The following is a 9,148-nucleotide window of genomic DNA, read 5'->3' as shown; positions in this document are numbered from 1 at the left end:
GCGCTGCCCACGGCACTGGATACGGCAATGGTTCCCCTGGTTGGCCGCATTGCTGCCGGCGGCCCCATCCTGGCGGACCAGCTGGTGGAGGATGTCATGCCGCTGCCCCGCCAACTGGTGGGCCAGGGCGAGCTCTTTATGCTCAAGGTGGCTGGTGACTCCATGGTGGACGCAGCCATCTGCGACGGCGACTGGGTGGTGGTCCGCCGCCAGGCGGACGCCGCCAACGGCGACATCGTGGCCGCGCTCCTGGACGATGAAGCCACCGTCAAGACCTTCCGCCAGCGTGACGGCCACACATGGCTGCTCCCGCAGAACACGCAGTACGAACCCATTCTTGGCGACCACGCCACCATCATGGGGAAAGTGGTCTCGGTCCTGCGCTCACTCTAGGAACAACAGGGCCTGTTACAGCCACATGCTGTAAGAAGACGGCACCATTCCCGGATCCCGGGCATGGTGCCGTCTTTTCAGTTGGACTCCCCGGCCAGCCTCTCAAGGGCCGCCACCGCGGTCTTCCGGTCCGTGGTGGCCCAGAACGGCGGCAGGGCAGCCCGCAGGAAACCTGCATACCGCTCCGTGGCCAGCCGGGAATCCAGCACTGCCACCACTCCCTTGTCGCCGGTGGACCGGATCAGCCGGCCGGCTCCCTGGGCCAGCCGAATGGCGGCGTGGGTTGCCGAGACCGACATAAAACCGTTTCCGCCCGCCTGGGCCACCGCCCGGGAACGCGCTGTCATCAGGGGATCATCCGGCCGCGGGAACGGAATCCGGTCGATGACCACCAGCCGGCAGGATCCGCCCGGCACATCCACTCCCTGCCAGAGGGACATGGTGCCGAACAGGCAGGTGTCGGGCTCGTCGGCGAACTGCTTGACCAGGGCGGTCATGGTGGAGTCGCCCTGGCAAAGGACGGTCACGCCCAGCTTGGGCCGGAGGGCCTCGGCCGCTTCTTCAGCGGCGCGTCTGGAGGAGAAGAGGCAGAGCGCTCCGCCGCCCGACGCGCGGATGAGCGCCTCCAGCTCAGCCAGGGATTCAGGGGACGCACCGCGGCCGGGCTTGGGCAGATGCCCGGCCACGTAGAGGATGCCCTGTTTCGGGTAGTCGAAGGGCGATCCCACGTCCACGCCGGTCCAGCTGGGTGCACCCTCGCCCACCAGGCCCAGCCCGCCTGCGGCCGGTTCAAACGCGGACCCGATGGCAAGCGTGGCAGACGTCAGGACCACGGTGTGGCCGGCGAAAAGCCCCTCCCGCAACCGTCCGGCGACGGACAGCGGTGCGATGTTGATCAGGGCCGGCGCTGTTTCGTCCGGCTGTGAATAGCCCTGGGCGGGATCAAAGGAGCTGGCGCGGGAAAACCACACCACCTCCCGGTTCTCGCGGGCAGCGAGGAGCCGTTCGCAAAGTTCCAGGATGAGCATCAGACGGGACCGCGCAAGCTGCCTGCCGCCGTCGGCCGTGGTGCTGCTGTCCCCCTTGGAGTCGGACAGCGCCGCGCGGCAGGCCTCACGCAACTGGTCGATGCAGTCCAGCTGTTCGTCATTCAGCCCGTTCGGAAGCAGCCCGTTAGGCACGCCCGCGAGGGCGAGCTCAAGATTGGCGGCTGCGGCGTTGAGCGCATCCACCGTGATGGCCGTATGCTTCCGCGCCCCGGAAGCTGCCGCGTGGATCATAGCCACCGAAAGCTGGCCCGACACCGCACCCGTGACCCTGTCCTGGAGTTCATGGGCTTCATCGACCACCACGACGTCGTATTCGGGAAGGACCGCCAGGCCCTCGAAAGCGCTGACAGCCAGCATCGCGTGGTTGGTGACCACAACGTCGGCTTCCGCGGCGTCTTGCCGGGCAAGCTCGCTGAAGCATTCCGCAGCCATCGGGCACTTCTGGGCGCCCAGGCATTCCATCGACGTCACTGACACCTGTCGCCATGCCCGGTCCGTTACGCCGGGCAGGAGTTCGTCACGGTCGCCGGTTGCGGTCTTCTCCGCCCATTCACGAAGGCGCACCACTTCTTTTCCGAGCTGGGACGCGGGTCCACCCACCGTAGCTGCGAAGTGGGGAACGCTGGTGTCCTCCCCCAGCGAGAAGAGCTGGCCCTCGGAAGGTTCCTCGGATGGAAACCCGCCCTCCAGCTTGTGCCGGCAGACGTAATTGGACCGGCCCTTCACCAGGGCCACTTTGACGGGCCGGTCAAGGGCAGGCGTGATGGCTTTGAGGAGCCGGGGCAGGTCCCTGCCCACGATCTGCGTCTGCAGCGCCAGCGTTGCCGTGGAGACCAGGGCGGGTTTGTTGCTCTCCAGGGCGTGCGCGATCAGGGGTATCAGGTAGGCCAGCGACTTACCGGTACCCGTTCCTGCCTGGACGAGCAGGTGGTTGCCTGTTTCGATGGCCTGGGCAACCTGTTTGGCCATCTCGTGCTGCCCCGCGCGGCTCTGGCCGCCCATGGCGGCCACGGCCCGGTCGAGCAGTTCGATAACGAACTGCCCGCCGGCCGTGTCCGTGGCTTCGCCGGCCACGGCGTCAGTCATTGCTGATGAATGATTCCAGTTCGGCCGCGAGGCCTTCCCGCACCATCACCACGGCACGGGTACCTGCCTCAACGTGGTCCACGCTGATGATCTCGGCGTCCGACTCGTGGAGCTTGCTGATCAGGTCACCGCGGTTGTACGGAATGAGCAGTTCCAGCTTGACGCTGGGCCGCGGGATGGCGTCGCTGATCGCTTTCAGCAGCTCTGCGATTCCTTCACCGGTGCGCGCCGACACCACCACGTGGCGCGGTTCGCGCTGCTTCAGCCGTTCCACTACGAAGGGATCCGCGGCATCGGCCTTGTTCAGGACGATGATTTCGGGAACCTTGCGGGCATCCACTTCGCTGAAGACCTTGCGGACTGCGGCGATCTGCCCTTCCGGGTCCGGGTGCGACACGTCCACCACGTGCAGGATCAGGTCAGCGTCCGCAACCTCCTCCAGGGTGGAGCGGAATGCCTCCACGAGCTGGGTGGGCAGCGACCGGACAAAACCCACGGTGTCGGCCAGGGTGTACCCCAGGCCGTCCGCCGTCTCAGCCTTGCGGACTGTGGGGTCCAGCGTGGCGAACAGGGCGTTCTCCACCAGGACGCCGGCGTCCGTCAGCCGGTTGAGCAGCGAGGACTTTCCGGCGTTTGTGTACCCGGCGATGGCCACGGACGGGACGGCATTACGACGGCGGTTGGCGCGTTTGGTTTCGCGGGCAGGCTTCATCGCGGCGATCTCGCGCCGCAGCTTGGCCATGCGCGTGCGGATCCGCCGGCGGTCCAGTTCGATCTTCGTTTCACCGGGACCGCGGGAACCCATACCTGCCGCTGCGCCGCCCACCTGGCCACCTGCCTGGCGGGACATGGACTCGCCCCAGCCGCGGAGGCGGGGAAGCAGGTATTCGAGCTGGGCAAGCTCAACCTGCGCCTTGCCTTCGCGGCTCTTGGCGTGCTGGGCGAAGATGTCCAGGATCAGTGCCGTGCGGTCGATGACCTTGACCTTGACGATGTCTTCAAGCCCGCGCCGCTGGGACGGGGCAAGCTCGGCGTCCACCACCACGGTGTCCGCACCGGTGGACATCACGATGTCCTTGAGTTCCAGGGCTTTTCCGGAGCCCAGGAACGTTCCGGGGTCCGGCTTGGCCCGGCGCTGCACGAGGCCGTCCAGGACCTCGGAGCCCGCCGTTTCCGCGAGGGCTGCAAGCTCCCGCAGGGAGTTCTCGGCGTCGGCGAGGGTTCCGTCGGACCAGAGCCCGGCGAGGACGACGCGCTCAAGGCGGAGCTGGCGGTACTCGACCTCGGTGACGTCTTCGAGTTCGGTGGAAAGACCTGCCGTGCGGCGCAGTGCGCGGCGTTCCTCGAGGTCCTGCTGGTCGCCGTCGAACGTGGTGTGTTCTTCATCCAGGCGGGAAATGGCCTGGGCCTTGCCCAGCACCTTCCCGTCTCCGCGTTCGTCGGTGCGGGGCGTGCTGAGGTTTTTGGCCGGTACGTCCTTGGAGAGAATCCGGTCGATAACAGCCTGGATTTCCTCAGGACTCATGTCCTGGGCGGCTGAATCGGATCCGGTGTTGGGCTGGCTGGTCATGGTCTCCTTTGAAGGTTCGGCATTTCCAGAATAGTGCCGATTGCTGGTCTGTGGGGAAGTATTCGCGCTGGGCTGACGGCCTGCGGTCATGCGGTTCTCCTGGGAAGTTTTGCGCCGGCGGCCGGGAAGGGGCGGCGGCGGACGTGCCGCACCAAGTACGGGCGGCGGAACGGAACGGGCCGGAAAAACGGCGAGAGGACCAGCGGAAAGCTGACTTTCGAGTGTTGTCCGGCTGCCGGAGCAAACGGGGATGCGTCTGGTCCGGTGCACAAGCGGAAGGAATAACCTGCATCGCTGCGGGACAGGCTGTCGCGGAAGGACAGGCTTCGGGACGGGCTTTGCCCGTGCCGGCTACTCGAAGATCAGGAACATGCCTCCCAGATTAGCAGAGCGTGGTTGGGGGCAGTTTCCCATTACGCTGCAAGGGGAACTACTCTGGCCAGTTATGGAGTCCGCACACTATTTCAGCGCATCGCCCGCCGGCCCCTTTACCCGCAAGCCCCTCACTGTTGAACTGGCCGGTGAAACGCGCAGGCTGCAGACTTCCAGCGGCATCTTCAGCCCGGACGGGATCGACAAGGGAACGGCCATCCTCCTGGCCGAAGTTCCGGCGCCAGCCCCCACGGGCAACCTGCTGGACATTGGCTGCGGCTGGGGCCCGATCGCCCTCACCATGGCCCTGCGGGCACCGCACGCCCAGGTCTATGCCGTGGACGTCAATGAGCGGTGCATCGCGCTGACCAACGAAAACGCCGCTGCGCTGGGCCTGTCCAACGTTGTTGCCAGCACGCCGGAGGCAGTGGACCCGGACGTACGCTTCGACACCATCTGGTCGAATCCCCCCATCAGGATCGGCAAGGATGAGCTGCACAGTCTGCTGACCCTGTGGCTGCCACGGCTGGCGCCCGGCGGTACCGCCTGGCTGGTGGTGCAGAAGAACCTGGGATCGGATTCCCTTCAGCGGTGGCTGGCGGCCGAACTCGGCAGCACCTTCACCGTGACCCGGGAATCAACGTCAAAGTCCTTCCGGATCCTGAAGGTCAGGAAAGCGTCCCGGTTGCCACAATAACGGCCGGGCCGCTGAGCTCGACATGCTCGTGCCCTCCGGGGCCGGCGAAGAACTTGACGCCCACCACTCCTCCGGGGACATGGACCCGCCAGGTGTCAGGTGCTTCCGCGCCGGCCCAGTGCCGGATGGCGACGGCGGCGGCGCAGGCCCCGGTACCGCAGGACTGGGTCTCCCCCACACCGCGTTCGTGGACCCTCATGGTGACGGACCCGACGCCGTCGTGGACCAGTGGTTCGGACGGAACAACGAACTCCACGTTGGTCCCGTTGGCGGGAACGGGCTCGACGCTCGGCGGAGTGAACAGCCGGGTTCCCGCCAGTTCCGACAACTCGGCAAGGGCAACCACCGTGTGCGGATTGCCCATGCTGACGGACAGTGCCGGGCGCGGAACTTCCAGGCCGTCGGCGGTCACCAGGGAATCCATGGCCTTGGCAGTGGCCTCACCGGGAAAGATGAATTCCCAGGGACCCATGTCCACCGCGTAGTCATCGCCGGTACGGACCACCGTCTTGGCCCCGCCCCGGGTGCCGATGGTGAGGGCACCGCCGTCGGGAAGGTCGATGAGGCCCTCCGAGCGGAGGAAGTGGACGAAAACGCGGACGCCGTTGCCGCACATCTCCGAGAGTGAGCCATCGCCGTTCCGGTAGTCCATGAACCACTCTGCCTCGGGGGTGCCGGCCAGCAGTTCACGCCCCTCGGGGAGGAACCGCGAGGGCACGGCCCGGATGAGGCCGTCGCCGCCTATGCCGCGGTGCCGGTCGCACAGCGCCGCAACCTGGTCGGCCGTGATGGTGTGGGCACCCTCGGGATCGGCTACCAGGACAAAATCGTTGCCCGTGCCGTGCCCCTTTGAGAAGCGGAGTCCGCCCAGCGTGCGGAAAGCGGGCGCGGTGGTCTCTGCCAGGGTTGCATCCATGGATCCAAGGGTACCGGCCGTGCCCGGCGGGCTGGAAACCGGCTACCGGGAGAGCGCCGCGGCCCGGACAAGCAACTGCGGGTCCTGCCAGTCCAGCCAACTGATCCGGGGGTCGGCACGGAACCAGGTGAGCTGGCGGCGTGCGAACTGGCGGGTGGCAACGATGGTGTCTTCGGCTGCCTCCGCTTGGGTCGCTGTACCGTCGATCACCTGCAGGAACTGGGAGTAGCCGAGCGCCCGGGGTGCTGTTTTTCCTTCGCGCAGCCCTTGTGCGTCGAGTCGCCGCACCTCGGCCAGCAAACCGTTGTCCACCATCGCATGGACCCGCAGCGCCAGACGCTCCCGGAGTGCCTCGCGGTCCACAGCGAGGCCGATTTGCACGGCAGGCTGGACGTACTCCCGCTGCGGCATGAAGGAGCTGAAGGGACGGCCGGTCAGTTCATAAACCTCCAGGGCCCGGATGATCCGCCTGTCATCGGACAGCCGGCCGGCCGAGACCGGGTCCACTGCATGGAGCCGGGCGAGGAGAGCTGACGTACCCTGGGCAACGAGCTCTGCCTCCAGCCGCTGGCGCAGCTGCGGGTCGGTTCCCGGGAATTCCAGGACATCAAGTGCGGCCCGCACGTAGAGACCCGACCCGCCCACCAGGATGGCCCGCTTTCCCCGGGCGTGGATTTCGCCGATGAGCTGCCGCGCCTGTTGTTGGAAATCGGAGACGCTCGCTTCCTGCGTGACGTCCAGGATGTCCAGGAGATGGTGCGGTACTCCCCTGCGTTCGGCCTGGGTGATCTTCGCGGTGCCGATGTCCATGCCGCGGTAGAACTGCATGGCGTCGGCATTGACCACTTCGCCGTCCAGCTCAAGGGCAAGGCTGACGGCCAGGTCAGACTTTCCGGAACCGGTGGGGCCAACGACGGCGATGACTGGCGGGGTGCCCACCGGTCAGCGGGTGCGCAGCGGCAGCGACGGCATGCCAAGGGAGACTCCCGTGCGGCCGGCACCGGAGCCGGGTGCAGGCGCGCCGCAGGAATCCGCCTGGGACCTGTCCCAGGCGTCGCCGGCTCGTGACCGGCGGAGGCTGTAGTCACCGATGGTGGGGTCGGCCACGAGGTGGAAGGCGGCAGCCTCGGTGATGGTGACTGTCACGAGGTCACCGGGGCGCGGGGCCGGCGCGCCGTCAGGCACGGAAAAGTGCACCAGCCGCTGGTCCTGGGACCGGCCGGACAACCGGTGGGTTTCCCCCGCCTTCCGTCCGGACTGCGCGGTGACCATGACTTCCACGCGGCGGCCCAGCTGCTTCCGGTTTTCTTCCGCGGCGATCCGGTCCTGCAGGGCGGTGAGCCGTTCGAAGCGTTCCTGGACTACGGCCTTGGGCAGCTGGTCCGGCAGGTCTGCGGCGGGCGTACCCGGACGCTTGGAGTACTGGAACGTGAATGCCGTGGCGAAACGGGACTTCTCCACCACGTCCAGGGTGGCCTGGAAGTCTTCCTCGGTTTCACCGGGGAAGCCCACAATGATGTCCGTTGAGATGGCGGCGTGCGGGATTTTTTCGCGGACCTTGTCCAGGATGCCCAGGAATTTCGTTGACCGGTAGGAGCGCTTCATGGCGCGCAGGATGCCGTCAGAGCCGGACTGCAGCGGCATGTGCAGCTGCGGCATGACATTTGGGGTTTCTGCCATGGCGTCGATGACGTCGTCAGTGAAAGCTGCGGGGTGCGGGCTGGTGAACCGCACGCGTTCCAGGCCTTCGATGTCGCCGCAGGCCCGCAGGAGCTTGGAAAAGGCCTGCCGGTCACCGAACTCCACACCGTAGGAGTTGACGTTCTGGCCCAGGAGGGTGACCTCGATGGCGCCGTCGTCCACGAGAGCCTGGATTTCGGCAAGGATGTCGCCGGGGCGCCGGTCCTTCTCCTTGCCCCGGAGAGCGGGCACGATGCAGAACGTGCAGGTGTTGTTGCAGCCCACCGAAATGGACACCCAGCCCGAGTAGACGGAGTCCCGCTTGGTGGGAAGCGTGGACGGGAAAACGTCCAGGGATTCCAGGATTTCCAGCTGGGCCTCGTTGTTGTGCCGGGCACGGTCCAGCAAGGCAGGCAAGGCGCCCACGTTGTGGGTGCCGAAGACGGCGTCCACCCAGGGCGCCTTTTTGAGGATGGTTTCGCGGTCCTTCTGGGCAAGGCATCCGCCCACCGCGATTTGCATTCCGGGGTTGGCCGCCTTCACGGGTGCCAGGATGCCCAGGTTGCCGTAGAGCTTGTTGTCGGCATTTTCACGCACCGCACAGGTGTTGAACACCACAACATCCGCCTGCTCGCCGTCGGCGGGGATGTAGCCGGCGTCCTCGAGCATTCCGGCCATGCGCTCTGAGTCGTGCACGTTCATCTGGCAGCCGAACGTCCGCACCTGGTACGTGCGCGGCTTATGTCCGCCGGACAGCACAGCGGGTGCGCTCTCTTCGGAGGAGTTGGCGCCGGAAAGGGGGGAAGGAATGGTCAAACTCACCTGTTAAGGGTACCGGCTTCCCGGCTGGTCATTGTCGGGAGCGGCGTGCGAATCGAGGACCTCGCCGACGATCCGGAATGCCTGGGATGGCTGGTAGCCCTTGCGCGCAAGCATGGACGCCATGCGCCGGGTTGCCTTGTCCCGCTCAGCCCGGTCGCCGAGGTCCGTTCCCGGACGGATCTTCCGTTCCACCAGGGTCCGCGCCGCAGCTTCCTCGTCGGCGTCAGAGAGCTGCTCCAGCGCTGCGCTGGCAGTCTCCGGGTCGATGCCCTTCTCAGCGAGTTCACGCCGGAGCGCGCCCTTTGCCAGCTTCCGGGACTGGGAGCGACTGCGAACCCACATGTCGGCGAATTCGGCGTCATCAACCAGCCGGACTTCCTCGAACTTGTCCAGCACCGCCTCGGCGACGTCTTCCGGGATGTTCCGTTCGGCGAGTTTGCGTGCCAGCTGCAGCCGGCTCTTGGCAGAAGCAGTCAGCTGGCGGTAGACGATGGCCTGCGCAACCGACACCGGATCGGGCTCGGCATCGCCAAACCCCGGAGCCTCAGGATCCTCGAACCCGC

The 9,148-nt window shown here is 66.6% G+C and carries 8 protein-coding genes; 2 read left to right on the top strand and 6 right to left on the bottom strand.

Features of this window, described 5'->3' with window-relative positions; all coding sequences use genetic code 11:
* Window positions 1–393: transcriptional repressor LexA (gene lexA, locus P2Q66_RS13935; RefSeq protein WP_275729005.1), on the top strand; the 393-nt coding region annotated here is incomplete at its 5' end.
* Window positions 394–470: 77 nt separating this feature from the next.
* Here the strand turns inward: lexA and P2Q66_RS13930 are convergent.
* Both P2Q66_RS13930 and hflX read right to left on the bottom strand, forming a co-directional pair.
* A complete protein-coding gene (locus tag P2Q66_RS13930; RefSeq protein ID WP_079595472.1) occupies window positions 471–2,528 on the bottom strand; it encodes an ATP-dependent DNA helicase in 2,058 nt (685 codons plus the stop codon).
* On the bottom strand, window positions 2,521–4,098 hold the full coding sequence (gene hflX, locus P2Q66_RS13925; RefSeq protein WP_079595473.1) for a GTPase HflX: 1,578 nt from the start codon (window positions 4,096–4,098) through the stop codon (window positions 2,521–2,523). The genes P2Q66_RS13930 and hflX overlap by 8 nt, the downstream gene beginning before the upstream one ends.
* A gap of 445 nt (window positions 4,099–4,543) precedes the next feature.
* On the opposite strand from hflX, the gene P2Q66_RS13920 reads away from it, so the two are divergent.
* Window positions 4,544–5,167 carry a methyltransferase gene (locus P2Q66_RS13920; RefSeq protein WP_079595474.1) on the top strand — a complete coding sequence of 208 codons (624 nt, stop codon included), beginning with the start codon at window positions 4,544–4,546 and terminating at the stop codon, window positions 5,165–5,167.
* Here the strand turns inward: P2Q66_RS13920 and dapF are convergent.
* From dapF to P2Q66_RS13900, 4 genes are read right to left on the bottom strand one after another with little or no spacing between them, the layout of a single operon-like run.
* Window positions 5,139–6,083, bottom strand: coding sequence for a diaminopimelate epimerase (gene dapF, locus P2Q66_RS13915; RefSeq protein WP_079595475.1), 945 nt, complete (start codon window positions 6,081–6,083; stop codon window positions 5,139–5,141). The two genes, P2Q66_RS13920 and dapF, sit on opposite strands and share 29 nt — an antisense overlap.
* 42 nt (window positions 6,084–6,125) lie before the next feature.
* Window positions 6,126–7,022, bottom strand: coding sequence for a tRNA (adenosine(37)-N6)-dimethylallyltransferase MiaA (gene miaA, locus P2Q66_RS13910; protein WP_275729002.1), 897 nt, complete (start codon window positions 7,020–7,022; stop codon window positions 6,126–6,128).
* A gap of 3 nt (window positions 7,023–7,025) precedes the next feature.
* Window positions 7,026–8,585 (bottom strand): tRNA (N6-isopentenyl adenosine(37)-C2)-methylthiotransferase MiaB, encoded by a 1,560-nt coding sequence (gene miaB / locus P2Q66_RS13905; protein WP_275729000.1) that lies wholly within the window; start codon window positions 8,583–8,585, stop codon window positions 7,026–7,028.
* Between the two features lie 3 nt (window positions 8,586–8,588).
* Window positions 8,589–9,095 carry a regulatory protein RecX gene (locus P2Q66_RS13900; RefSeq protein WP_275729008.1) on the bottom strand — a complete coding sequence of 169 codons (507 nt, stop codon included), beginning with the start codon at window positions 9,093–9,095 and terminating at the stop codon, window positions 8,589–8,591.
* Between the last annotated feature and the right edge of the window lie 53 nt (window positions 9,096–9,148).

The organism is Arthrobacter sp. Cr_A7, from assembly GCF_029222765.1.
Classification (GTDB): domain Bacteria; phylum Actinomycetota; class Actinomycetes; order Actinomycetales; family Micrococcaceae; genus Arthrobacter.
The sequence above is the reverse complement of the archived record's forward strand: the minus strand, read 5'-3'. Positions and strand labels throughout refer to the sequence as shown.